This is a genomic window from Micromonospora sp. DT81.3 (assembly GCF_049847225.1).
Taxonomy (GTDB): Bacteria; Actinomycetota; Actinomycetes; order Actinomycetales; family Microbacteriaceae; genus Microbacterium.
The window spans coordinates 60864-84527 of the sequence record NZ_JBNCNY010000005.1 but is presented as its reverse complement, the minus strand read 5'-3'; the positions used below and the strand labels follow the sequence as shown (position 1 = coordinate 84527).

The 23664-nt window shown below is 70.0% G+C and carries 20 protein-coding genes; 17 read left to right on the top strand and 3 right to left on the bottom strand.

Translation table 11 applies throughout. From position 1 onward, the window contains the following. Window positions 1-7 precede the first annotated feature (7 nt). From ACPW96_RS12605 to ACPW96_RS12560, 10 genes are all read left to right on the top strand, one after another. Window positions 8-1069 carry a Gfo/Idh/MocA family protein gene (locus tag ACPW96_RS12605; protein ID WP_425883482.1) on the top strand — a complete coding sequence of 354 codons (1062 nt, stop codon included), beginning with the start codon at window positions 8-10 and terminating at the stop codon, window positions 1067-1069. Next, window positions 1066-1836, top strand: coding sequence for a hypothetical protein (locus tag ACPW96_RS12600; protein WP_425883480.1), 771 nt, complete (start codon window positions 1066-1068; stop codon window positions 1834-1836). The genes ACPW96_RS12605 and ACPW96_RS12600 overlap by 4 nt, the downstream gene beginning before the upstream one ends. A 105-nt stretch (window positions 1837-1941) precedes the next feature. After that, a complete protein-coding gene (locus ACPW96_RS12595; RefSeq protein ID WP_425821225.1) occupies window positions 1942-2964 on the top strand; it encodes a VOC family protein in 1023 nt (340 codons plus the stop codon). A gap of 88 nt (window positions 2965-3052) precedes the next feature. Beyond that, the gene (locus tag ACPW96_RS12590) at window positions 3053-4045 is read left to right on the top strand and encodes a fumarylacetoacetate hydrolase family protein (protein WP_425821224.1); all 993 of its coding nucleotides are present in this window, start codon (window positions 3053-3055) and stop codon (window positions 4043-4045) included. Further along, entirely contained in the window at window positions 4045-5091 is a 1047-nt protein-coding gene (locus ACPW96_RS12585; RefSeq protein WP_425883479.1) for a cyclase family protein, read from the top strand. Before ACPW96_RS12590 ends, ACPW96_RS12585 begins: the two co-directional genes overlap by 1 nt. A 64-nt stretch (window positions 5092-5155) precedes the next feature. Then, window positions 5156-6292 carry an FAD-dependent oxidoreductase gene (locus tag ACPW96_RS12580; RefSeq protein WP_425883477.1) on the top strand — a complete coding sequence of 379 codons (1137 nt, stop codon included), beginning with the start codon at window positions 5156-5158 and terminating at the stop codon, window positions 6290-6292. Next, complete coding sequence (locus ACPW96_RS12575; protein ID WP_425883475.1) at window positions 6289-7293, top strand: amidohydrolase family protein; 1005 nt, start codon at window positions 6289-6291, stop codon at window positions 7291-7293. The genes ACPW96_RS12580 and ACPW96_RS12575 overlap by 4 nt, the downstream gene beginning before the upstream one ends. Then, window positions 7290-8492 (top strand): fumarylacetoacetate hydrolase family protein, encoded by a 1203-nt coding sequence (locus ACPW96_RS12570; RefSeq protein ID WP_425883473.1) that lies wholly within the window; start codon window positions 7290-7292, stop codon window positions 8490-8492. The genes ACPW96_RS12575 and ACPW96_RS12570 overlap by 4 nt, the downstream gene beginning before the upstream one ends. Window positions 8493-8744: 252 nt before the next feature. Then, window positions 8745-10244 carry an MFS transporter gene (locus tag ACPW96_RS12565; RefSeq protein ID WP_425883471.1) on the top strand — a complete coding sequence of 500 codons (1500 nt, stop codon included), beginning with the start codon at window positions 8745-8747 and terminating at the stop codon, window positions 10242-10244. Between the two features lie 20 nt (window positions 10245-10264). Further along, window positions 10265-11857 carry a GMC oxidoreductase gene (locus ACPW96_RS12560; RefSeq protein WP_425883469.1) on the top strand — a complete coding sequence of 531 codons (1593 nt, stop codon included), beginning with the start codon at window positions 10265-10267 and terminating at the stop codon, window positions 11855-11857. A gap of 239 nt (window positions 11858-12096) precedes the next feature. Here ACPW96_RS12560 and ACPW96_RS12555 read toward each other — a convergent pair whose 3' ends face one another. Next, the gene (locus tag ACPW96_RS12555) at window positions 12097-12873 is read right to left on the bottom strand and encodes an SDR family NAD(P)-dependent oxidoreductase (RefSeq protein ID WP_425883468.1); all 777 of its coding nucleotides are present in this window, start codon (window positions 12871-12873) and stop codon (window positions 12097-12099) included. A gap of 159 nt (window positions 12874-13032) precedes the next feature. Between ACPW96_RS12555 and ACPW96_RS12550 the strand changes: the two genes are divergently transcribed. Further along, window positions 13033-13983, top strand: coding sequence for a hypothetical protein (locus tag ACPW96_RS12550; RefSeq protein ID WP_425883466.1), 951 nt, complete (start codon window positions 13033-13035; stop codon window positions 13981-13983). On the opposite strand, the gene ACPW96_RS12545 is transcribed toward ACPW96_RS12550, so the two are convergent. Continuing rightward, window positions 13980-15236, bottom strand: coding sequence for a glycoside hydrolase family 1 protein (locus ACPW96_RS12545; RefSeq protein WP_425883464.1), 1257 nt, complete (start codon window positions 15234-15236; stop codon window positions 13980-13982). The genes ACPW96_RS12550 and ACPW96_RS12545 overlap by 4 nt on opposite strands. Window positions 15237-15521: 285 nt before the next feature. Here ACPW96_RS12545 and ACPW96_RS12540 point away from each other — a divergent pair, with 285 nt between their 5' ends. The 4 genes from ACPW96_RS12540 to ACPW96_RS12525 are packed head-to-tail and all read left to right on the top strand — an operon-like array spanning window position 15522 to window position 21065. Continuing rightward, window positions 15522-17099 (top strand): ABC transporter substrate-binding protein, encoded by a 1578-nt coding sequence (locus ACPW96_RS12540; RefSeq protein ID WP_425883462.1) that lies wholly within the window; start codon window positions 15522-15524, stop codon window positions 17097-17099. A 59-nt stretch (window positions 17100-17158) separates the two neighbouring features. Further along, entirely contained in the window at window positions 17159-18100 is a 942-nt protein-coding gene (locus ACPW96_RS12535; protein WP_425821213.1) for an ABC transporter permease, read from the top strand. Then, window positions 18097-20214, top strand: a complete 2118-nt coding sequence (locus ACPW96_RS12530; protein WP_425883460.1) for a dipeptide/oligopeptide/nickel ABC transporter permease/ATP-binding protein — start codon at window positions 18097-18099, stop codon at window positions 20212-20214. The genes ACPW96_RS12535 and ACPW96_RS12530 overlap by 4 nt, the downstream gene beginning before the upstream one ends. Continuing rightward, complete coding sequence (locus ACPW96_RS12525) at window positions 20211-21065, top strand: ATP-binding cassette domain-containing protein (protein WP_425883458.1); 855 nt, start codon at window positions 20211-20213, stop codon at window positions 21063-21065. The genes ACPW96_RS12530 and ACPW96_RS12525 overlap by 4 nt, the downstream gene beginning before the upstream one ends. 92 nt (window positions 21066-21157) lie before the next feature. Here ACPW96_RS12525 and ACPW96_RS12520 read toward each other — a convergent pair whose 3' ends face one another. Further along, complete coding sequence (locus tag ACPW96_RS12520; protein ID WP_425821211.1) at window positions 21158-22072, bottom strand: LysR family transcriptional regulator; 915 nt, start codon at window positions 22070-22072, stop codon at window positions 21158-21160. 108 nt (window positions 22073-22180) lie between these two features. Here ACPW96_RS12520 and ACPW96_RS12515 point away from each other — a divergent pair, with 108 nt between their 5' ends. Together ACPW96_RS12515 and ACPW96_RS12510 are read left to right on the top strand one after the other, a co-directional pair. Continuing rightward, window positions 22181-22741 carry a quercetin 2,3-dioxygenase gene (locus ACPW96_RS12515; RefSeq protein WP_425821210.1) on the top strand — a complete coding sequence of 187 codons (561 nt, stop codon included), beginning with the start codon at window positions 22181-22183 and terminating at the stop codon, window positions 22739-22741. Next, complete coding sequence (locus ACPW96_RS12510; protein WP_425883456.1) at window positions 22731-23552, top strand: alpha/beta hydrolase fold domain-containing protein; 822 nt, start codon at window positions 22731-22733, stop codon at window positions 23550-23552. The genes ACPW96_RS12515 and ACPW96_RS12510 overlap by 11 nt, the downstream gene beginning before the upstream one ends. Window positions 23553-23664 lie beyond the last annotated feature (112 nt).

The following is a 23664-nucleotide window of genomic DNA, read 5'->3' as shown; positions in this document are numbered from 1 at the left end:
AGCAGGCATGCGGCATGGAGTCGGGGTGATCGGCGCCGGTCCGGGGCTGTGGGCCCTGCACGCTCCCACGCTCGCCCGGCTCTCGGACGAGCTTCGCATCGTGCATGTCGCCGACGCGGGAAGCGGCACCGCGGAAGTGATCGCAGGGCGCTCCGGCGCCCGCTGGTCATCCGGCATCCACGACCTGCTCGCCGATGCCGCCGTCGACGTCGTCGTCGTCTGCAGCCCGCCGGCCGTCCACGCGGACCACGTGCTCGCCGCCGTCGCCGCAGGCAAGCGGGCCGTCTTCTGCGAGAAGCCGCTGGCGACCAGCGAGGCGGATGCCGCGAGGGTGATCGACGCCTGCAGGGCGGCGGGCGTCGCGCTGCTGGTCGGAACCAATCACCTCTTCGACGGCGCGTGGAACCGGGCGAAGCACCACCTGACCGCCGCCGGAGGCCAGGTGCGTGCCCTTGCCGTGACCATGGCGCTTCCGCCCAACGACCGCTACCACGACGTCGTGACGGAGAGCACGCCGGCAGCGCCCCGAGCCGGCGGGCCGCCGCTGGCGGATCCGAACGTCGCCGCATCCGTCGTCCGTCAGCTGCTCGTGGGGCTCGCTGTGCACGACCTGCCGCTCCTGCGCGACCTCGCGCCGGACCTGGAACGAGTCGTCTACGCGCGCGCCATCGCGCCGATCGGCTACGCGGTCGGGTACGTGGCGTCGGGTGTGCCCGTGCGGCTCACGACCGTGATGCTGCCCGGCGGCGCCGATGCCCTGTGGCGGCTCGACATCACGACCGACGACGAACGCATCGAGGTGACCTTTCCGCCGGCGTTCGTGCACGACGGAAGCGCCGCCGTCCGCGTGCGATTCGCGGACGGCCGGGTCACGGCCTATCCGCCCGAAGTCGAGGACGGGTACGTGGCCGAGTGGCGTGCGCTGCTCGATGCGCTCGGGGGAACGGTCGAGGTGCAGTACGACGAGCTCCTGGAGGACGCCCGGTACGCGTTGCGCCTGGCGGATGCCGCGGCGGCGGCCGTGCTCGCCGGGTCGTCGGTCTCGCCGGCCGAGGAGGTCGTCTCGTGATCGGCGTGGTGGCTGAGGTCGCGTCCTACCGCGTCGCGGTCGCCGAGCTTCCGCTCAGCACGCGGCTCGCGGATGACCGGGCGGGCGCGATCGTCGTCGTCGAGGGAACCGCCCGGTGGTGCGACGGCGTGCGGGCGGCTGCTGAGGCGGGAGCCGCGGCGGTCGTCGTGTCGCGACCGGTGGCGGTCGGCGCCGAACTCGTCCAAGCGCTGGTAGCAGACCTCGGATCGCTCCCCGTCCTCATCGAGAGGCCGTTCCTCCGGCACGACACGGTCGCCGACCTGCGCAGCGTGCGCGACGCCGATGCGGCCCGGCCCGCGGTGGTCGCCGTCGACGCGGTGGCCGCGGCATCCACGTTCGATGTCGTGCTGCGCGACGCCATCGGCTGGCTGCGTGTGCTCTCGGGCGGGCGCCCGACGCTGAAGGCCGCGGGCGACGGGACGGCATTGATCGAGACCGCCGATGGCGGGAGCGGCCCGGCGGTGTTGACGGCCGTCCGCGTCCTGGCCGGATCCGACCGCGTGAACGCCCTATCGCTGGGCGAAGTGCGCGCGGAGATCGACGCGTCGGAGGCCGGCGGCGTCGTGTCCACGACGACGCCCATAGGCCGGACGACACTTCCGCGACGGCACGAATCACACGAGAGGCTGACCCTGCGGCGGGCGCTGGATGCCCTCGCCGGCGGGTCGGCCACCACCGATCTCGCCGAACTTGCGGAGGACGCGCATCTTGCCGCGCTGGTGTCGCGAGGCATCCCGCGCCTATAAACATCACTGATCCATCGGATCGTGAAGTTGCCATTCCTGGATACGTCGATCCTGAGCGAAAGTGGGATTCGGGACAACCCGCACGCTTCATCGAAAGGATCGAAGATGATCAAGCTTCTCTCCCACCTCTCCTACGTGGCCATCACGACGCCGGACGTCGACGCATCCGTCGACTTCTACGTGAACCAGGTCGGGCTCACGGTCGTCGACCGGATCGACGGCGCCGTGTACCTGCGCTGCTGGGGCGACTACTACAAGTACTCCGTGGTCGTCGTCCCCGGCGACGAGCCGTCGCTGCAGACGATGGCGTGGCGCACCTCGAGCGCCGAGGCGCTTGAAGAGGCCGCGAAGCGCATCGAGGCCGCCGGCGCCCAGGGCGAGTGGGTCGACGACGTGCCGCACATCGGCCGCGCCTACCGCTTCACCGGCCCCTTCGGGCACAGCATGACCCTGCACTGGGACGTCACCCGCCACCACGACACCGAGGGCGATGCGGCATCCATCTACCCCGACCGTCCCTCGCGCCGCAGCAAGGTCGCCGGCGCCCCGCGTCAGCTCGACCACGTCACGATCGCGACGAGCGATGTCGACGGCTTCGTGAAGTGGTATGTCGACACCCTCGGCTTCCGCTTCATGGCGCGCACGGTGCTCGACGAGGCGCCCATCTCGGTGTTCTCCGTGCTCACGACCAACGAGAAGTCGCACGACCTCGGCGTCGTGCTCGACGGCTCGACCAAGGCCGGCCGCATCAACCACTACGCCTTCTGGGTCGACACCCGCGAAGAGCTGCTGATCGCCGCCGACGTGCTGGGAGAGAACGGCTACCCGATCGAGTACGGACCGTCGATCCACGGCATCGGCGAGCAGAACTTCCTTTACTACCGCGAGCCCTCGTCGCTGCGCATCGAGCTCAACACCGGCGGCTACCGCAACTACGTGCCGGACTGGGTGGCGAACACCTGGCGTCCGTCGCAGGGCTCGAACAACATGTACCGCAACGGCGCGATGCCGATGTCGATGACCGAGTCCTTCCCGCCCGCGGACGGCCCGAGCGCGACCGAAGAGGGCGTGCCCGACGAGATCAAGGAAGCGCTGTTCAACCCCTACGCCAAGCACGGCCAGGGCTGATTGAATCGGGCGGGGGCGGCCGGGGTGCCGTTCCCGCCCTCACCCGTCCCGGGCGCCCCACCGCCCCGGGATGACACAGGAGGAACACATGACATCGTCGTCGAACGGACTATCGGCCCCCTTCGCGCTCGCGCGCTTCCGCCAGGGGGCAGACGTGCGACTGGGGCTCGTCGCGGGGGATCGGATCAGACTCCTGGATGCCGCAGCCCTGGGCGCCCCGGATCTCAACGCCTTCCTCGCCGCCCCGGACTGGGACCGCCTCGGCGCGCTCGCCTCCGACGAAGAGGGCCAGTGGATGCCGCTGGCCGACGTGACGCTGACCGCTCCGGTCGAGCCGCGCCAGGTGCTTCAGGCGGGCGCCAACTACCGCCAGCACGTGATCGAGCTGGTCGCCGCCGGGCTGACGCAGAACTCCGACCGCACGCCGGACGAGGCACGCGAGTTCGCCGCCAAGATGATGGACGACCGTGCCGCGAACGGCGAGCCGTACTTCTTCATCGGCCTGCCGGCGTGCGTCGTGGGCGACGACGTGCCGCTCGAGCTGCCCGCCTACAGCGACGTGCACGACTGGGAGCTGGAGCTCGCGGTCGTGATCGGCCGCGAGGCGTTCCGGGTCTCGAAGGACGACGCGCTCGACCACGTCGCCGGCTACACGATCATCAACGACATCACCACGCGCGACCTCGTGTTCCGAAAGGACATGAAGGAGATCGGCACCGACTGGTACCGCGCGAAGAACGCTCCGGGCTTCCTCCCCACGGGACCGTTCCTCGTGCCGGCGCCGTTCGTCGACGGAGGCTCGGTCAACCTCCGGCTCGAGCTCAACGGCGATGTCATGCAGGACGGGAACAGCAGCGACCTGCTGTTCGACATCCCGGCCCTCATCAGCGGTGCTTCGCAGACCATGCCGCTGCTGCCGGGCGACATCCTGCTCACCGGCAGCCCGGCGGGCAACGGCCAGCACTGGAAGCGGTTCCTCCGGGACGGCGACGTCATGACCGCCTCCATCTCGGGGCTCGGCACGCAGGTCGTCCGCTGCGTCGCGGCCTCCTCGGTCGCCGAGCCAGTCGAGGCGTCCTGATGACCGAGGCGACTGCTGAACCGGTTGGTGAGCCTGTCGAACCACAGGGACCGGGCCCTAGCGAGGAGCCCGCGGACCTCGACCGAACGAACCCCGAGGGCGAGATCGGCGCGCGCGCCGAGGCGTTCCGCAACTGGGGGCGCTGGGGCGAGGAGGACGTGCTCGGCACGCTGAACTTCATCGAGCCGCAGAAGCGGGTGGATGCCGCGGCCCTCGTGCGCGAGGGCACGGTGATCTCGCTCTCGCAGTCGTTCGACACGAACGGCCCGCAGAAGGGCTGGCGCCGGCGCACCAACCCGGTGCACACGATGACCGACACGGGCGTCGACGCCGAGCGCGGCAACCAGGGCTTCCCGCACGGCATCGGCGGTGCCGACGACGTGATCGCGATGCCCCTGCAGTGCTCGACCCAGTGGGACGGCCTCGGCCACATCTTCGACCACGGCATGGCCTGGAACGGCCGCCGCGCGGGCGACGTCGTCACGAGCGAGGGCGACCTCGTCACGGGCATCGAGCACGCGGCATCCGTTCTCGTCTCGAGGGGCGTCCTGCTGGATGTCGGCCGCCACCTGCGGCCCGAGACGGGCGAGCTGCCCGACGGCTATGCCGTCACGACCGCCGACCTCGAGGACACGATCCAGGCACAGGGCGCCTCCGCCACCGTCGGTCGCGGCGACATCGTGCTTGTGCGAACCGGCCAGCTGGCTCGCGCGCGCCGGGACGGGTGGGGCGACTACGCCGGAGGTCCGGCGCCAGGGCTCTCGCTCACGACCGCCGGTTGGCTGCACCGCACCGAGATCGCGGCGATCGCGACCGACACGTGGGGTTTCGAGGTGCGTCCGAACGAGTTCGACGCGCCGGCCTTTCAGCCGCTTCACCAGGTCGTGATCCCGAACCTCGGCCTCACGATCGGCGAGATGTGGGACCTGGAGGCGCTCGGCGCCGCGTGCGCGGCATCCGGCCGCTACGACTTCCTGCTCTCGGCCGCACCGCTTCCCATCACGGGTGCGGTCGGCTCGCCCATCAATCCCGTCGCGATCCTCTGATCGCCCCGCCCGAACCCGAATCAGAAAGAACACCCGCAGTGAAAGAGAACAGAGAGGTTCTGACATGACCGCAGTGCAGAAGGTCGCGATCGTCGGCAGCGGCGTCGCGGGACTCGCCGCCGCAATCCAGCTCGCCAAGGCGGGGGTCCACGTCGACTTGTTCGAGGCGAAGCCGGAGCTCAGCACGCAGGGATCCGGCATCTCGCTCCAGGGGAACGCGCTGCGGGTGTTCGGCGCGCTCGGCGTGTGGGACGACATCCGCGCCGCCGGCTACGCGTTCGAGGGCTTGAACCTCCGAGCCCCGGGCCCTGGAGCACCGATCGTCGCCCAGCTTCCCGACATCAAGGCGGGCGGGCCCGAGTATCCGTCGTCGATGGGGATGCCGCGGGCGGATCTCACCCGCATCCTGCTCGAGCACGCCGAACGCGCCGGTGCCAAGATCCACTTCGGCAGGAAGATCACCGGTGCGGATCTGCGCGCCGACGACGCCGTCGAACTGTACGTCGACGACGAGTCGGTAGGCGAGTACGACCTGCTGATCGGCGCGGACGGCCTGAACTCGGCGGTGCGGGATCTCATCGGCATCGAGACCAAGCCGCAGCCGACCGGCATGGGCATCTGGCGCACGTTCGTCTCGCGTCCGGCCGAGGTGGAGCGCACCGAGCTGTACTACGGCGGCCCGGTCTACATCGCCGGCTACACGCCGACGGGCGAGGACAGCATGTACGCGTTCCTCGTCGAGAAGGCGCAGGACCGGTTCGGAACCTCCGACGAGGACGCGACCCGCATCATGCTCGAGGAGTCCCGGGCCTACGACGGCCCGTGGAACTCGATCCGGGCCGACCTCGAGGCGGGTGCGAACGCGAACTACACCTGGTTCACGTCCCACCTGGTCGACGGCGCCTGGAACCGCGGCCGTGCCATCATCATCGGCGACGCCGCACACAGCTGCCCTCCCACCATCGCCCAGGGCGCCGCCCAGGGCCTCGAGGACGCCTACGTGCTGACCGAGCTGCTCGTCGCACGGGATGAGCTAGACCAGCAGCTCTGGGACGACTTCCACGCCCGGCGCGTGCCGCGCGCCAAGGCGGTGGTGGAGGCATCCGTGCAGCTCGGCCAATGGCAGATCGACGGCAATCGCGATGCGGATGCGGGCGGCCTGATCTTCGGCATCGCGAAGAAGATGGCGGAACCCGCATGACCACCGACGTCCACGCCCACCTCCTCCTTCCCGCGATGCACGCCGAGGTCGTGCGCCGCGCGCCCGAGTTGGTCGCCGAGGCCGCGGAGCTCGAGAAGCGCCGCAACGGCATCGAGAGCCTGCAGGCATCCGGGGCCATGGTCGGCGCGCGCATCCCCAAGCTCACCGACGTGCGGGCGCGGCTCGCCGCCATGGACGAGCAGGGCGTCGACCGCCAGTGGGTCAGCGTCTCGCCCAACCACTTCTACCCGTGGGCGCCCGAGGGGCTCGCGGTCTGGGTCGCCATGGAGACGAATCGGCTCGTCGCCGAACACGTCGCCCAAGCGCCGGACCGGCTCATCGGGCTCGGGGTCGTGCCGCTGCAGCATCCGTCGCGGATCGTCGAGTACCTCGACGACGCGGTGCTCGGACGCGGGCTCGCGGGGGTCGAGATCTCATCGTTCGCCGGCGATGTGGAACTCTCGGACGAGCGCCTCGAGCCCTTCTGGGCTCGCGCGGCCGAGCTCGGCTGCATCGTATTCCTGCATCCGTTCGGCTGCAGCCTCGACGAGCGCCTGGACCGGTTCTACCTCTCCAACACCGTGGGGCAGCCGACCGAGAACGCGGTCGCGCTGTCGCACCTCATCTTCGCGGGCGTGCTGGATCGGCATCCGGGCCTGAAGGTCGTCGCCGCACACGGCGGGGGCTACCTGCCGACGGTGATCGGCCGCTCGGACCGCGCATGGGACGTGCGGCCCGAGGCGCGACGCTGCGAGCACCGGCCCTCGACCTACCTCCGTAAGCTGTGGTTCGACACGGTCGTGCACGACGAGCGGACGCTGCGGGCGCTGGTCGAGGTCGCCGGAGCAGACCGCGTCGTGCTCGGCAGCGACTTCCCCTTCGACATGGGACTGGATGACCCTGTCGCCTTCGTTCGGGATGCCGGGCTCGAGGCCGCGGTGACGGAGGCGATCCTCACCGGCAACGCCGAGGCGCTCGTCGACACGAGGGTCAAGGCATGAGGATCGCCCGCTGGACCCTTCTCTCGGTTGCTGAGCCTGTCGAAGCACAGGGACCGGGTGTGGGAGAGGGATTCGTCGTCGGCGACCACGTCGTGCCGTTCCCTGATGGCCTGACCGTCGCCGATGTGCTCGTGCAGGGGCTGGATGCCGCACGAGCGCTCCACGCGCGGGTCGCCGAGGATCCGGTCCCTGAGCCGGAGGCGGTCCCTGAGCCGGAGGCGGTCCCTGAGCCGGAGGCGGTCCCTGAGCCTGTCGAAGGGTCGACGCCTCGACAAGCTCGGCGACCGGAGGAGTCAGCTCGGCGACCGGAGGCGCGGTCCGGGTCCTTCCCCCTCGCCGATGTCCGTCTGCTCGCCCCGCTCGTCCCGGCGGCGATCCGTGACTTCGTGGCGTTCGAGGAGCACGTGGAGGGCATCAGCGCATCTGTCGACGGCAAGGGCGAGGTCGTGCCCGAGTGGTACCAGGCGCCGACCTTCTATTTCACGAACCCGCACACGGTCCTCGGACCTGGCGATGCGGTCGCTCCCCCGATGACCGAGCGTCTTGACTTCGAACTGGAACTGGCGGTGGTCGTGGGCTCCGTCGAGGGCTCCGACGGGCGGAATCTGACACCGGATGCCGCGGCATCCCACATCTTCGGCTACACGATCATGAACGACTGGTCCGCCCGCGATCTCCAGGCCCGCGAGATGAAAGTGCGCCTGGGCCCGGCAAAGGGCAAGGACTTCGGTACTGCCCTCGGTCCGTGGATCGTCACGGCCGACGAGGTGCAGCAGTACCTCGACGCCGACGGCTTCCTGGCGGTCCGCGCCGTGGTCTTCGTGAACGGCGAGCTCATCGGCGAAGACCTCGTGTCGAACATGGGCTGGCCCTTCCCTGAGCTGGTGGCGTACGCATCCCGGAACTCCCGAGTCGTGCCCGGTGACGTGCTGGGTTCCGGCACGGTCGGCAACGGCGGATGCCTCGGCGAGCTGTGGGGCCGCAACGGCGAGCTCACCCCTCCGCCGCTGGCCGAGGGCGACGAGGTGCGCATGGTCGTCGAGGGCATCGGCGAGCTCACCCCTCCGCCGCTGGCCGAGGGCGACGAGGTGCGCATGGTCGTCGAGGGCATCGGCGAGCTCATCGGCACGGTCGGCGCTCGCGTCGCACCTCCCGCCATCCCGCCTGCCCGTCCTCGCTCGCGCACCCGCCGGCGCTGACCCCGCCTTTCTCCTGCCCCTCCAACCTCGTCTCACTCCACCGCGAAGGGACGCAATCGGTGCCCTCAGCCGAGGAATTCTCGCGTTGTGCGTCCCTTCGGCACCGCCAGACTCACGGCTTTGGTTGATTTTGGACTAAAGAGGGCGTAGAATCGACATGACGTCGGGATCCGCGAGATCCGTTCCTCTGTGTGATGCAGCGCAGGGGGCACACCCCGTCGCGTCGACCGCCCGATCGTTCGGGTGACTCGCATGCCACTCTCCCCGTGGAGGCTCCGCCTCCTCATCGTCTCCCTTCTCACCGTCTCCTTCCTCGGTGCGCTCGACCACACCGTGGTGGCCACCTCGCTCGCCACCATCACCGGCGAGCTCGGCGCCGTCGAGCAGATGAGCTGGGTCATCGTCTCGTACACCCTCGCCAGCACCGTGCTGCTGCCCGTGCTCGGAAAGCTCGCCGACCTCGTCGGCGCGCGCCTGATCTTCCTCTCGAGCCTCGCCCTGTTCCTCGTCGCGTCGCTGTTCTGCGGGCTCGCACAAGACATCACACAGCTCGCAGCGGCGCGCGTCGCCCAGGGCATCGGATCGGCCGGCCTCCACCTCATGCCGCAGACGATCGTCGGCGAGGTCGCCTCGCCGCGCGAGCGTCCCCGCGTGCTCGCGCTGATCGGCGCCGCCTTCCCGATCGCGATCCTCGTCGGCCCGCTCGCGGGCGGCCTCATCACGGATGCGTGGGGCTGGCGCTGGGTCTTCTGGATCAACATCCCGGTCGGGATGATCGCGCTGGCGCTCGCGGTCGTCGCCGTGCCGCACATCGCCGGCCGGTCGGGCAGGCGGTTCGACATCGCCGGGGCCGTCGTGCTCGGGATCACGGTCACCGCCTTCGTGCTGGCCGCGGGCTGGGCGAGCGCGGGTGCCAGCGGCGGCGGTGCCCCGGTGCTGATCGCTGCGCTCGTCGCCATCGTCGGGTTCGCGTCGTTCATCGCGATCGAACTGCGGGTGTCCGAGCCGGTGGTGCCACTGCGGCACTTCGCCAACCGCACGATCCTCGTGTGCATCGTCCTGTCGACGGTCATTGGCGTAGGGCTCTTCTCCGTCGTCTCGTATGTGCCCACGTACATCCAGATGGCGTACCGCACGACCGCGACCGTCTCGGGGCTCGTTCCCATCGCGACGGTCTTCGGGATGCTGGTGAGCACCCTCGTCACCGGCTCGCTCGCGAGCCGCACCGGCCGGTACCGCATCTTCCCGATCTTCGGCACGATCGCGGCGGCCGTCGGGCTGCTCGTGATGGCGCTCCTGCCCGCCGGGATGCCGCTCTGGGTGCCGATGCTCGCCATGGGACTCGTCGGAATCGGCACGGGCTCGTTCATGAACATCATCGTCGCCGTCGCCCAGAGCGCCGCGCCGCGTTCCGACACCGGCAGCGTCACGGCCACTGTGAGCCTCGTGCGCCAGGTCGGGTCGACGACGGCGACCGCGATCGTCGGCGGGTTGATCGGGGCGGGAGTGACACTCGGGCTGCCCGCATCCCTGGATGCCGCGACCCTCACGCCGCAGGCCGTCTCCGCCGCCTCGCCCGCGGTGCAGGCCCAGGTGGCGGAGCTGTACTCGAGCGTGCTGGCGCCGATCTTCGTGGGCCTCGCCCTCGCCTATGCGGTCGGCATCGTCGCGGCCCTCCTGCTCCCGCAGGGGCGGCTGTCCGACGAGTACGATGCCGCACCCCTGACCACGGCCGAGACGGCCGTCGCGTGACCACTCGAAGGAGAGACGCCATGTCATTCGAATCGCACACCTCGCACCACCCCACCATCGCCATCGTCGGCAGCGGGCCGATCGGCTCCGCCTACGCGCGCGTGCTCGTGGAGCAGCTGCCCGACGCCCGCGTCGTGATGTTCGAGGCGGGTCCGCAGCTGACCGCGACGCCGGGCGAGAGCGTCCGGAACATCGCCGACCCCGCCGAGAAGGAACGCGCCCGGGAGATGTCGCAGGGTCCGCAGGCCGGAGACCTCCGCGAGTCGCTCGGCCTTCCGTCCGGCGTGGTCGTCGAGGGGATGTTCACCGCTCGCCAGGGCACGCATCTGCTCGACTTCGGCGGGGAGGGGTCGGCGACGGCGCCGACCTTCCCCGCCGCTGCTGCCGCCACGAATGTCGGCGGCCAGGGGGCGCACTGGACCTGCGCCACCCCGTCGCCGGCCTTCAGCGAGAAGATCCCTTTCATCGCGGACGACGAGTGGGACGACCTGCTCGAGGTCGCGAAGGGCCTGCTGCACGTGCAGAGCGCGGCCTTCGCCGATTCGGCGATCGGGGAGGGGATCCGCGCGCTGCTCGAAGAGGACTACGCCGGCGAGCTGCCCGAGGGCTACGGACCCGGCACCCTCCCGGTCGCGGGCGACCCGCAGCCCGACGGCACCATGCGCTGGGCCGGCGCGGATGTCGTGCTCGGCCCGCTCATCGACCCGTCCTCACCCCTCAGCGAGCGCTTCGAGCTGCGTGACCTGACGCTCGCGCGTCGCATCGAGATAGAGGACGGACGCGCGACGGGCGTGACCGTCGAGGACCTCCGCACGCGCGAGACGCGCTTCGTTCCCGTGGATCTGGTGGTCGTCGCGGCCGACGCCTTCCGGTCGCCCCAGCTGCTGTGGGCCTCCGGCATCCGCCCCGCCGCCCTCGGCCGCTATCTCACCGAGCACCCCGTCGTGATCTCGACCGTGGCGCTGGACGCCGGCAGGATCGGCCGCTTCGCCACCGAGGAGGACCTGGACGCCGAGATCGCGCGGCGTTCGCTCAACCCCGCCGATCCCGTGGCCGCCGTGAACCGCATCCCCTTCTCGGAGCCGAGTCACCCGTACTCGCTGCAGGTGATGTACGCCGAGAATCCGCCGTTCCAACTCGACCCCTCGCATCCGGCGGCGGGCAACCGATGGGGCTACGTGAACATGGGCTACGGCGTGCGCAAGCGCCCGCGGGTGGAAGATGGCGTCACCTTCGACGACGAGAACCTCGACTATCGCGGCTTCCCGAACATGACGATCGAGTACGAGCTGACGGATGCCGAGATCGCCGAGATCGCGGCGGCCACCGAGCGCCTGAAGCGGGCGGGCAGCGCGCTCGGCGAGTTCATCGCGCCGCCGCGGCTGCTGCCGAACGGCTCGAGCCTGCACTACATGGGCACGACCCGCATCGGCGAGATGGATGACGGCACCTCCGTCGCGGACCCCTGGTCGCGCGTGTGGGGCGTCGACGGACTCGTCGTCGGCGGCAACGGCACGATCCCGACCGCGAACACGATGAATCCGACCCTGACCAGCGTCGCGGTCGCCGTCCGCGGCGCCCGGAAGGCCGCGGAGGAGCTCGCGGCATCCTGACCCACCACCCTCCACCCTCTGCGAGACTGCGTCTGCGCGCCGAGGGAGCAGGCAACCCCCTCAGTTTCGGCGCGCGGACGCAGTCTCACCTTCGGGATCGGGATCGCGATCGGGATCGGGTTCGCAGTGGGGATCGGGATCGGGATCGGGATCGCGATCGGGATCGGGATGGCGGTCCGGATCCGGCTCGGATCGCTGTAGCGGGCCGGATCGCCGTCGAGGTCGGCCGGCGGCTCGCGTCAGTCGCCCCGGGCGATCCGGTCGGCCATGAACTTGACACCGGCCGACGACGTCGAGCCGCCGTCGACCGGGATCTCCGCACCGGTCACATAGGCCGCCGCATCCGAAAGCAGGAACGCCACCACCTGGGCCACCTCGTCCGCGCTGCCCACGCGCTCGAGCGGCGTCAGCGCCAGCTGTGCGTCGCGCATGACCGCGGGCGCCCCCGCGGTCATCGGCGTCTCGATGAACCCGGGATGCACGATATTGACCCGGATGCCGCGTGGCCCGAGCTCGGTCGCGGCGACGTGGGTCAGCCCGCGCAGGCCCCACTTGCTCGAGGTGTAGGCCACCGGGTAGTGGGCGTTGAGGGCGGCGGACGAGCCGATGTTGACGATGGAGGACCCTTCGCCCATCAGCGGTGCGAGAGCCTGGATGCCGAGCATCGGTCCGGTGAGGTTCACGGCGATGACCCGATCCCAGTCCGCTCGGGCGGTGTCGCCCAGTCGGCTGCGATGGGTGATCCCGGCGTTGTTCACAAGCCCGCGCAGCGGCTCCCCGCCGAGCTCTTCGGCGAGGTCCGCCGCGAGGGCGGCCCACGCTCCTTCATCGGCGACGTCGAGCCGCCGATACGCGGCGCCCGTGCCGTCCAGCTCGGGGGCGGCGTCCGCCACATCGGTTGCAAGAACGCGCGCACCGGATGACGCGAGCAGGCGTGCTGCCGCGAGCCCCTGTCCGCCCGCGGCGCCCGTGATCACGACGGTGCGGCCTTCGAGCCCTGACTCGGTGCTGGTCATCTCGTTGCTCCCGGAGGTCGGCGGGCGGTGTTGCCGGGCCCGCATGTCGACGCTAGCCGCGGCATCCGCTCGAGGGAATCGGCGGTCGCTGATCGAGCGCATCACCAGTACTGAGCCGCCACGGTGGCGGACCCGACGGCGACGGTGCAGAATGCGGGTATGACGGCGGATGCGCTGGGGCCCGTCCCGTCGGACGGTGACGACGCCACACCGCTGACGGATGCGCAGCGCGCGCTCCGCGTCTCGATGCTCGCCACGGAGCACTGGAGCCTCCTGGCCTCGCGCAGCACCACCCAGAGCGAGGTGCTCACCCGCATCGCGATCTTCCTGACGCTGGTGTCGGTCGGGCTCCTCGCCCTCGGCGTCATGGGCAACGCGACCCAGTTCCAGGGGTGGTTCGGCGTCGCCGCGCTCGGCGTGCTGCTGCTGCTCGTCGTCCTCGGTATCATCACGGCCCTCCGCGTGTTCAACGTCGGGACCGAGGACGCGGCCTACGTGCTCGCCATGAACCGCCTGCGGGGGGCGTACGTCGACCTCGACCCGGGCCTCGAGCGATACCTGATGACGTCGCCGGCCGACGACGAGCCGGGGCTCGAGCGCACCTACTTCCCATTCGCCAGCCGAGCGGGGACGCAGGTGCTGGCGAGCTCCATGGTGCTCATCCTCGTCGTCGAGTCTGTTCTCATCGGCCTGTTCGTCGGCAGCCTCCTCTACGCCCTGTCCGCACCCGTCGGCTGGGCGGTCGCGGTCGGCGCCGTGTTCGCCCTCGCATCCCTCGCGCTCTGGCTCTGGTCGGGCTACCGCTCCTACCTGCAGGTCTGGCGTGCGCACGCGCCGCTGCGCACCACTCCCGCGACCGGATCGGGCGCGGCCACGGCCGCACCTGCGCCGGCGCCATCGGCGGAATCCGCATCCCCGGTGCGAGTGTCGCCCGAACCGTTCCCCGTGTCGCCGGAACCGCAGCCGGAACCAGGCACACCCACCCCCGCACCCGCTGCGCCCGCGCCGGAGATTCCCGTGATCTCAACGCCCGCGGCGGCATCCGCGCCTCAACGGAGCGACGCGAACGAAGACCCGCCGCTGCGCCGCTCCCGCCGACGCGCAGACTAGCTTGTCTCGCCGGTCGCCCCGCGCGCTTCGCGCACGAACCGCCCGTACACCTCCGAGCTCGGCTTGGCCGTGCGCTCGAATGTCTCGCGATCGACGCTGTGCAGGCCGAGCTTCGGGCCGTAGCCGAAGATCCACTCGAAGTTGTCCATCAGCGTCCAGTGGCAGTAGCCGATCACGGGGACACCCGCGGCGATGGCCTGCCGCAGCCCCTCCAGCGACGGCTCGATGAAGGCGGCGCGGATGGTGTCATCCTCGGTCCCGATGCCGTGCTCGCTCACGAGCACCGGAACGCCGCTGACGGCGTAGACGTACTCCACCGCGCCGCGCAGGGAGTCGGGCTCGACGGCCGTGCCCATGCCGTTCACCGGATCGCCCTCGGGCGGCGCGACGTGCCCGTCGGGGCCGTAGACGATGCGCTCGTAGTTCTGCACGCCCACGAAGTCGTCGTCACGGGCGAGCTCGAGCCAGTGCTCGTACACCTCGGCGCGCTTGCGGTCGCGCAGCTGCTCGCCGCCCGGTGCCGCCACATCGTCGACGATGGCGAGGGACAGGCCCACCGGCAGATCCGGGCGCTTCGCCTTGATCGCCGCCTTCGCCGCCTTGTGCCCGGCCGTCATGCCGGCGCGCATACCGGCGAAGTCCTCGTGCAGCATCACATTGCCGGCGCGGTAGCGCTCGACGCCCGCGGCTCGACCCGCCGCCTCGAGCGTCGCGCGCTCGAGCTCGGGGATGAAGTCGGGGAGCCCCGCCCACGTCAGCATCTCGGGCAGGTCCGGCTCGTTGAAGGTCACCGCGAGGCGGATGCGGTCGCCGAAGCGGTCCATCACGACGCCGCAGTAGCGGGCGAAAAGGTCGGGTGCTCCGGCATCCAGCCAGGCTCCGCGGGCGGCGAACCAGTGCGGTGACGTGAAGTGATTGAACGTCACGATCGGCGCGAGACCCCTGGCGAGGCATCCGTCGATCATCGCCTCGTAGTGCGCCAGCGCGTTCTGGGAGAACTCGCCTTCGCGGGGTTCCACGCGCGCCCATTCGACCGAGAACCGGTAGGCGTTCAGGCCCATGCTGGCGACGAGGTCGAGGTCTGATTCCCAGCGGTTCCAGCCGTCCGTGGCCTTTCCGGAACGGTCCTGGAAGATCGTCGGCGTCACGTTCTCGAGGAACCACGTGTCGCTGTCGACGTTGTCCCCCTCGTTCTGGTGGCCGGCGGTGGCGACGCCCCAGAGGAAGCCCTCGGGAAAAGTGTCTGCGGTCATGATGCGCCTTTCGGATCGACGAGGTGGACGCGGAGGAACTCCACCGCGCGATGGCTCGGGGGAATCAGGACGTACCCCTGGGATCGAGTTTGTTTGCTCTATGAAAGCATGTTTCACTGTGTTAACACCACCGCAGCGGCCGACGTTAGGCCGTCGCTAACGGTTCGGAGTCGGATCCGAATGGCCAAACCACACGGAGCCGGTCACTCTGAACTCAGGACCGGTTGCCCGACCACGGTCCGCGACAGCGAAGTCCGCAGCACCACACCGATCACAGGAGATCCGATGTCACGATTCATCACCGCGCGCAGCGCCGGCGCCCTTGCCGCCGTCGCCGTCACAGCCCTTGTCCTCAGCGCCTGCTCCGGCGGCGGCAGCGATGGCGGGGCAGCGTCCGAAACCGGCGCGGCGGCCGACACGGCGAAGCTCGTCATCGCGACCGACTCGGATCAGGCCGCGTTCGGCTACGACCCGATCCGCTACGGCAGCGGCCAGCGGATGTTCTTCGAGGGCATCTACGACTCGCTGTTCGTGCTCGATCAGGACGGCAAGGTCGTTCCGCAGCTCGTGACGAACTTCGAGTACAGCGAAGACCAGACGCAGCTGACGCTCGACCTCGACACCGCCGCGACGTTCACCGACGGAACCACGCTCAGCGCCGACCTGGTGAAGCAGAACCTCGACTCGCGCGGCGATCCGGACCTCAGTGGTTACTCGGCGTTCGCGACCGGTGGTCAGAACGAGATCACCGACGTCGTCGTCGTCGACGAAGACACGGTCACCCTGCAGTTCGCCGCAGCCAAGCCCGGCTTCGAGTCGAACCTGGTCTCGCCCACGGGCATGATCGTGGGCCCCGCCGGCGTCGCCGACCGCAGCAGCCTGGACGCCACCCCGGACGGATCAGGTCCGCTGACCGTGGATGCCGATGCCACCGTCAAGGGCAACTCCTACCTGCTGGTGAAGAAGGAGGACGACGCCGACGCCGACGCGTACGCGTTCGATTCCTACGAGTTCCGGCCGATCCTCGACCCGCAGGCGCGCGTGAACGCGGCCATCTCGGGCGAGGTCGATCTCGCCAACATCTCCGCCGACACGCAGGCCCAGGCCGAATCGGCGGGGACGGGGCTCGTCGCCAACGGCGGGACGATTCAGAACATCATCGCCTTCGACAAGACGGGCGCCCTCGGACCGCAGTGGGCCGAGCCGCTCGTATACCAGGCGCTCTCCACGGCGATCGACCGCGAGGCGTACGTCGCTGCCGTGCACCCCGGTGAAGTCCCGACGGCGAACGCCCTGCCGGCCGACAGCCCGGGCTTCGTTCCCGAGCTCGACGAGCAGTACGCCTACGACCCCGAGGCCGCGAAGGACCTCCTCGCCGAGGCGGGCTACCCCGAAGGATTCGAGTTCGACTTCACGATCAGCCAGGGCAGCCAGCGCGACATGGAGGCGATCCAGCCGTACTGGGAGGCCATCGGCGTGAAGATGAACCTGAAGAACGCGGCATCTACCGAGGAGCTCTTCACGGTCGTTCAGACCGAGCCGCTCGGCGGCCCGATCCCGTTCCAGTGGACCAACCCCCTCGGTCCGGTCTTCGGGGCCCTCTTCGGCTTCGCGAACTTCCACGGCGCCGAGAACGCCGAGATCCAGGCGGCGGCCGGTGCCTACGGCGCGGCCCAGGGCGACGAGGATGCACAGGCGGCGGCCCTTCAGGAGCTGAACACCGCGATCGTCGATGCCGGCTGGCTGATCCCGCTCTTCGAGCAGCTGGCTCCGTGGGCGTACAGCACAGAGAAGCTCGCCGAGCCGATCTTCCCCGGCGCTGAGGCGTTCCCGCTCCTCGCGTCCCTCACGCCCGCATCCTGATCGCATGCCGGTGCCGGTGGTCGTGAACCGCCGGCACCGGCATCAGAAGGAGTGATGAGATGGTCCTCTTCGTTCTGAAACGGGTCGCCTGGGCGGTCCTGACGCTGCTGATCGCGTCGTGGATCGCGTTCGTGCTCGTACACGTCTCCGGCTCCACGCCCGGCGGCGTGGCCCTCGGGCAGTCGGCGACACCCGAACAGGTCTTCGCGTACAACCAGTCCATCGGCTGGTACGACCCCTGGCTGCAGCAGTACTTCGCCTGGGTCTGGCAGGTGCTCCAGGGCAACCTCGGCGTCTCGCTCATCGACGGGCGCCCGATCGGGCCCGACATCGCGAAGCGGCTTCCCGTCACGGCCGCCCTCGCCCTGGGCGGAACGCTGCTGAGCGCGGTCATCGGGGTCGTGCTCGGCGTGATCGCCGCGGTACGAGGGGGTGCGGTCGACCGCGGCATCACCGTGGTCACCGGCATCATGCTCTCCCTCCCCGCGTTCTGGGTCGGCATCCTGCTCGTCTACGTCTTCGCGGTGCAGCTCCGCCTGCTGCCCGCAACGGGCTTCGTGCCCTTCGAGATCAGCCCGGACAAATGGTTCCGGTCCCTGGTGCTGCCGGTGCTCACGATCGCCCTCACCTCGGCCGGCTTCATCGCGCGGCAGACGAGGGCATCGATGGCCGAGGCCCTCGCCCAGGAGCACATCCGCACGCTCCGCGCCGTCGGCACCCCGACGATGCGCATCGTCTACGTCCACGCCCTGCGGGGCGCGAGCCTTCCGATCCTCGCGAGCGTGGCGATCCAGTTCATCGTGCTCTTCGGCGGTTCGGTGATGATCGAGCTGCTCTTCGCGCTGCCCGGTATCGGTCAGGCCATGCAGGCCGCGGTCGGCTCCGCCGATCTGCCGTTCGTGCAGGCGCTCGTACTGGTCGCGACGCTCGTCGTGGTCCTCGTCAACGTGCTGCTGGAAACCCTCAATCGCACCCTCGACCCGAAACTGCGCACATCATGACCGTTTCAACGACCGCGATCCTCACCATCCGCCGCTCCGAGAAGCGGCGAGCGGGCCGGCTCTTCCGCTCGCCCACCGCCGTGATCGCGCTCATCTGGCTGGTCGGCCTGGTCGTCGCGTCGATCACGTCTCCGCTCTGGCTGCGCTACGGACCGCTCGAGCAGGACCTCTCCGCCGTGCTGCAGGGACCATCGCTCGCCCACCTGCTCGGCACCGACGAACTCGGCCGCGACCTGCTCTCGCGCATCGTGACGGCGGCCGCTTCGACGCTTGCCATCGCCTGCATCCCGCCGATCGTCGCCGTGGCCATCACGGTGCCGGTGACGCTCTGGGCCGTGCGCAGCCGGCGCGCCGAGGACGTCATGAACCGCGTCAGCGAGATCGTGATGTCATTGCCCGGCACCGTCATCCTTTTGGCCTTCATCGCCGCGGTCGGCACCAACATGCCCCTCGTGATGACCTTGCTTGGCGTTCTGCTGTTCGGTGCGCTCTACCGCATCTTCTTCGGACAGGCGAAGAACCTGCAGAAGCAGCTCTTCGTCGAGGCCGCCACCGTCGACGGCGTGCGGCCCACAGCCGCGAGCTTCCGGCACGTGCTGCCGAACATGTCGACCACGGTCATCGTGCAGTTCGTGCTCTTCTTCGGGGTCGGCATCATGATGCAAGCCGGCCTCGCCTTCATCGGACTCGGCCCGCAGCCGCCGACACCCACGTGGGGCGGGATGATCCAGACGGCCTCGCGGTTCATCTTCCAGCAGCCGTGGATGATGGTGCCCACGGGCGCCGTGCTGGCGCTGACGATCATCGCGGCGAATGCGCTCGCGGACGTGCTCTCGGGCGGTGCGGCGACTCCGCCGCCGCTGGTGGCGCTGCGTCGCAAGCGGCGGAAGAAGGGCGCGGATGACGAATACGTCGTCGCCGTCGCCTCGACGCCCACGGCATCCGTCCCCGCTGCATCCCTCCCACGCGAGGCCACGGCGCTGTTCCCCGTGGAACCGCTCAACGACTACGAGGACGCGGTCGCGCTGCCGGCGGACAACGCCGCTGCCAGCGCTCCGGCTCTCGCCGAGCACACCGGAGTCGGCGGACCCGCCGCCGACGGTGAGCTGATCGTGGAGGACCTCGTGCTCGGCGTCGACGGCGGTCCCGCCCTCGTCACCGGGGTCTCTCTGCGCGTGCGGCCCGGCCGCGTGATGGGGCTGGTCGGCGAGTCGGGCTGTGGCAAGAGCGTGACCTCGTATGCGCTGCTGGGACTGCTCTCGCCCGGACTGTCGGTGCGATCCGGCCGCATCCAGTGGGGCTCGGTCGACCTGGCACGGGCCGACGAGCAGACCCTGGCGAAGGTGCGCGGCCACGAGATCGCCTTCATCTCGCAGGAGCCGAGCCGCGCCCTCGACCCGATGTTCACGATCGGCTGGCAGCTGGGGGCCGCCATCAAGCGGCTGCGCAAGGTGGGGTCGCAGAAGGCGCGCGAGATCGCGCGGGAACTGCTGAACGACGTCGGCATCGTCGACCCGCCGCGCGTGCTGAAGAGCTACCCGCACGAGATCTCCGGCGGCATGGCGCAGCGCGTCGCCATCGCGCTGGCACTCGCCGGATCGCCCCGGCTGCTGGTCGCCGATGAGCCGACCACCGCGCTCGATGTCACGATCCAGGCCGAGATCCTCGCGCTGCTGCGGGGCCTGGTCGCCTCTCGCGGGATGTCGATCATCCTCGTCACGCACGACCTGGGGGTCGTCGCCGACCTCTGCGACGACGTCTCGGTCATGTACGCGGGCCAGATCGTCGAGACCGGTACGGTGCGCGATGTGCTCGTCCGGCCGGAGCATCCGTACACGATGGCGCTGCTCGCCGCCGATCCGCACGCCATCGTCGAGTTCGAGGGGACGACCCGGCTCGCTTCGATTCCGGGACAGGTTCCGCTGCCGGGTTCTTGGACGAGCGGATGCCGCTTCGCGCAGCGCTGCCGATTCGCCAAGGAGGAGTGCATGACGGCCATCCCGCTGCTGCCGCGCGCCGAGGGCGATGGCGGTGTGCGCTGCACCCGCCGCGACGAGGTGCGGGGCAGGCAGGAAGAGTGGCGCGAGCCCGTTGCGATCGGAGGGGAACTGTGACCCGTCTTATGCAGGAGCTGGATGCGGCGGCCACGCCGCTGCTGGAGGTGCGCAACCTCGTCATCCGGTACAGCAAGAAGGGCGCGCCGGCGGTCGACGACGTGTCGTTCAGCATCGCCCGCGGCGAGACCCTCGGGCTCGTCGGAGAGTCGGGCTCGGGCAAGACGACGATCGGGCGGGCGATCCTCGGACTGCAGCCCGTCACGAGCGGGCAGATCCTGTTCGAGGGCCGCGACATCACCCGAGCGGGGGCTTCGCAGCGTCGTGCCCTGCAGGGTGATCTGCGGGCCGTGTTCCAGGATCCGTTCTCCTCGCTCAACCCCCGGCGTCCGATCGGCGACGCGATCAGCGAGCCGCTGCGCGTCGCCGGAGTGGCGCGCTCGGAGCGGGATCGACGGGTGCAGGACGTGCTGGATGCCGTGGGCCTCGCCCCCGGTTCGCAAGCTCGGTACCCTCGCCAGTTCTCGGGGGGCCAGCGACAGCGCATCGCGATCGCGCGGGCACTCGTCACGGATCCCCGGCTGGTCGTCTGTGACGAGGCGGTGAGCGCCCTGGATCTCTCGACCCAGGCGCAGGTGCTGAATCTGCTCGCCGACCTGCGTGCCGGAGCGGACCTCGGCTACCTGTTCATCGCGCACGACATGGCGGTGGTGGAGTTCCTCGCCCAGCGAGTGGTCGTGCTCAATCGCGGTCGGGTCATCGAACAGGGTCCGACGCTCGAGGTCATGCGCAACCCCCGCGAGCACTACACGCGTGTGCTGATGGCAGCGTCTCCCGTTCCCGATCCGGACGAGCAGGCACGTCGTCGCGATGCGTGGCAGGCCCTGAAGGCGGCCACGCCCGCCGCGTGACCGCGCACCGACTTCGGAGATTCCCGCCTCGATCGGCCGATGAGCCCGAGAGGGGCCGAACTTCGCGACATTCTCCGAAGTTCGTGCGCGCGTCAGTGGAACGTCGGCGCCGCCACCAGGGGAGACAGCGACTGCGCCGTCTCACGAAACGCGTTGACCATCGGGTTGCGGCTGTCGGTGAGACTGCAGAGCACGATCGTCGCCGGCTCGATGTCGTGGATCGGGATGAAGGCCAGCTCGTCGCGCCGATAGTGCGAACTGGCCGACTGACCCGCGATATTGACGCCGGCTCCCGCTGCCACGAGCTCGAGCAGACCCTCGACGCTGTCGGCGGTCGGGCCGCGCTTCGGGCGCGATCCATCCGGACGCGGGTCCACGATCCACCAGTCGACGACCTCTGGCACGCCCTTCGCGACTGCGACGAAGACCTCGTCGTTCGTGTCGAGGATCGAGATCGACTCCCGCCCGACGAGCGGGTGGTCGGCCCGGACGACGAGCACGCGCGCTTCCCGCCACAGGGGTTCCGCACGCACCCGCGGCGGCAGCCGCATCGGCCACGGGGCGAAGACCACGTCCACGCGTCCGCCCTCGAGCTCCTCGGCCACGTCGAAGAACCCGAGCCGGCGCATCTCGATCCGGGCCTGCGGGATGGCCTGCATCGTCGCCGCGATGGCGGCGGTCGTGAGCGTCCCCGCGCCCGCCGCAACGACGCCCACCCGCAGCACCGGCGCATTCCGATCACGCTGAACCGATCGACCCCAGCTGAGCAGCTGATCGTGGTCGTCCTGCACACGCCGGGCGAGGGGCAGCAGTTCGCGTCCGTACGTGGTGAGCTCGACCTTTCGGGGGCTTCGGTCGAACAGCTTCACGTCGAGCTGCTGCTCCAGCCGGCTGATCTGCTGGCTCAAAGAGGGGGGCGTGATGCTCAGTCGCTCAGCCGCGCGACCGAAGTGCAGCTCCTCGGCGAGCACGCAGAAATATCTGATCACGTGGATGGGGACATCCATGGCCTGATCTTAGTCTCCGGCTAACGCCGAGTAGGTAGCTCGAACTGGCCCGTGGTGTCACCCGCGCGCAGACTGAGACCACCCAGACTTACGCGGAGGTAGGCAGAAATGACACTGGAGTCGCCGAAGCAAGAGCTTCACCCCACGCACGCCGGCATCCTTCCGGGAGCGCCCAAGCCGTTCTACCTCGACGACGGGGAGGGCGAGAAGAGCGTCGTCTTCGACACGCTGTTCGACATCCTCCTGACCGGCGACGAGACCGAGGGACAGTTCGACGTCTTCACGTGCGAGGGCAACCAGGGACAGATCATTCCCGCCCACATCCACCCCTACACGCACGAGATCTTCTACGTCGTCGACGGTGCCGTGCACCTCTGGATGGACGACGAGCAGGGCTCCAAGAGCGACCGCGTGCTGACCCCGGGCGGGTTCGGCTACGTGCCGAAGGGCACCATCCACGCCTTCCGGCTCGAGTCGTCGAACTCGAAGATCATGGGCGTGAGCTCGGGCGGCTTCGGCCGGTTCTTCCACGCGATGGGACGGCCGACGACGAAGCCCGGCATCCCCTCGCCCGACGAGTTCTACATCCCCACGTACGACCAGATGCGTGCCGCCGGCGAGCTGTACGGCACGGTCTTCCGCCCCGACTACAAGTTCCTTGACGACTGAATCCGCTCCGGCGGCGGCCGGAGGGTCGGACGATGGCCGCACAGTGCTCCGCGATCTCGTCTTCGCCGAGCCGGTGGGCTTTCGCCCGCTGAGCCTCGATCTGCACCTCGCGCCGGTCGGGTCGCCGCTGATCGTCTTCGTGCATGGCGGCGGATGGCGCATCGGCAGCCGGCGGATGTTCTGCCCGACCATGGCCGATGACGATCCGTTCGGTCGTATCGTCGCGGCCGGGTTCACGGTCGCGTCGGTCGACTACCGGCTGAGCGCTGAGGCGAACTCGCCCGCTCAACAGGATGACGTCGCGGCGGCTCTGGCGTGGCTCGCCGAGCGCGCCCACGAGTTCGGCGCGGACACATCGCGCATCGTGCTGTGGGGGGAGTCCGCCGGTGGGACGCTCGCGGCTCTCGTCGGACTGAGACCGGATGCCGGTGTTCGAGGTGTCATCGACTGGTACGGGCCGTCCGAGCTCGTCGCGATGGGCGAGCAGCTCGGCAATGTCCACGGTCCCGCGTCGCGCGAGGCGGAGTGGCTCGGCGTGCCGGCGGGCGATGATGCCGCGCGGGCCCGCGCCGCGAGTCCTGCGCTGCAGGTGCACGCGGACGCGCCGCCGTTCCACCTCGCGCACGGGCTCGCCGATTCCGCGGTCCCGCCGGAGCAGAGCGAGCTGCTCGCCGGCGCGCTGGCAGCGGCCGGGGTGCCGGTCGAGCTCGAGCTCGTCCCGGGCGCCGGCCATATGTGGCAGGGCGAGGATGTCGACCGCCTCGGTCTCCTCGACCGCGCGCTCGCCTTCGCTCGCCGCGTCACGTCCTGACCCGCCCGGTGTTCTGTCGATCGCGCTTTCCCGGTCGCTGAGCGACTCTTCGTCTCGCTTCGCTCGCTCAGGGATCGAAAGGCGGTTCTGTCCCGGCCCCGGTCGCTGAGCG

Bases quoted from the DNA above. Each gene is read 5' to 3' on its own strand.
- ACPW96_RS12575 (WP_425883475.1), top strand. From the start codon at position 6,289: ATGACCACCGACGTCCACGCCCACCTCCTCCTTCCCGCGATGCACGCC.
- ACPW96_RS12560 (WP_425883469.1), top strand. From the start codon at position 10,265: ATGTCATTCGAATCGCACACCTCGCACCACCCCACCATCGCCATCGTC.
- ACPW96_RS12570 (WP_425883473.1), top strand. From the start codon at position 7,290: ATGAGGATCGCCCGCTGGACCCTTCTCTCGGTTGCTGAGCCTGTCGAA.
- ACPW96_RS12515 (WP_425821210.1), top strand. From the start codon at position 22,181: ATGACACTGGAGTCGCCGAAGCAAGAGCTTCACCCCACGCACGCCGGC.
- ACPW96_RS12535 (WP_425821213.1), top strand. From the start codon at position 17,159: ATGGTCCTCTTCGTTCTGAAACGGGTCGCCTGGGCGGTCCTGACGCTG.
- ACPW96_RS12565 (WP_425883471.1), top strand. From the start codon at position 8,745: ATGCCACTCTCCCCGTGGAGGCTCCGCCTCCTCATCGTCTCCCTTCTC.
- ACPW96_RS12540 (WP_425883462.1), top strand. From the start codon at position 15,522: ATGTCACGATTCATCACCGCGCGCAGCGCCGGCGCCCTTGCCGCCGTC.
- ACPW96_RS12585 (WP_425883479.1), top strand. From the start codon at position 4,045: ATGACCGAGGCGACTGCTGAACCGGTTGGTGAGCCTGTCGAACCACAG.
- ACPW96_RS12555 (WP_425883468.1), bottom strand. From the start codon at position 12,873: ATGACCAGCACCGAGTCAGGGCTCGAAGGCCGCACCGTCGTGATCACG.
- ACPW96_RS12605 (WP_425883482.1), top strand. From the start codon at position 8: ATGCGGCATGGAGTCGGGGTGATCGGCGCCGGTCCGGGGCTGTGGGCC.
- ACPW96_RS12545 (WP_425883464.1), bottom strand. From the start codon at position 15,236: ATGACCGCAGACACTTTTCCCGAGGGCTTCCTCTGGGGCGTCGCCACC.
- ACPW96_RS12530 (WP_425883460.1), top strand. From the start codon at position 18,097: ATGACCGTTTCAACGACCGCGATCCTCACCATCCGCCGCTCCGAGAAG.
- ACPW96_RS12550 (WP_425883466.1), top strand. From the start codon at position 13,033: ATGACGGCGGATGCGCTGGGGCCCGTCCCGTCGGACGGTGACGACGCC.
- ACPW96_RS12595 (WP_425821225.1), top strand. From the start codon at position 1,942: ATGATCAAGCTTCTCTCCCACCTCTCCTACGTGGCCATCACGACGCCG.
- ACPW96_RS12520 (WP_425821211.1), bottom strand. From the start codon at position 22,072: ATGGATGTCCCCATCCACGTGATCAGATATTTCTGCGTGCTCGCCGAG.
- ACPW96_RS12590 (WP_425821224.1), top strand. From the start codon at position 3,053: ATGACATCGTCGTCGAACGGACTATCGGCCCCCTTCGCGCTCGCGCGC.
- ACPW96_RS12580 (WP_425883477.1), top strand. From the start codon at position 5,156: ATGACCGCAGTGCAGAAGGTCGCGATCGTCGGCAGCGGCGTCGCGGGA.